The following is a 298-nucleotide window of genomic DNA, read 5'->3' on the forward strand; positions in this document are numbered from 1 at the left end:
CGATAGAAGTATCCACCCCTCTATTATCAAAGATTGCATTCAAATTCAATGCGGAAGCATTTTGAGTGAGGTCTAAACCATCACTTCCAATGGAAGTGCCTTCTAGATTGAGTGTTCCTTTTGCTTTGGCTTGGGTGAAAGCAGTTAAGATATTATTTTCTCCAGAAGTAGCAGAGTCTGCTTTATTGGAGAGGGTGCCTGCATTGATGAAGTTATAAACTGAGCTTGCATTAGAAGAAACAATGCTTGTGACTTCATTTGCACTCAAGGTTTTATTATAAGTGCCCAATGCTGCATC

General features: G+C 39.6%; 1 protein-coding gene. It reads right to left on the bottom strand.

All coding sequences use genetic code 11. The annotated features are described in order from the left end of the window. Positions 1-298: hypothetical protein (locus BKH41_RS09975; protein WP_180762826.1), on the bottom strand; the 298-nt coding region annotated here is incomplete at both ends.

Origin of the sequence: Helicobacter sp. 12S02232-10, assembly GCF_002272895.1 — a bacterium.
Classification (GTDB): domain Bacteria; phylum Campylobacterota; class Campylobacteria; order Campylobacterales; family Helicobacteraceae; genus Helicobacter_J.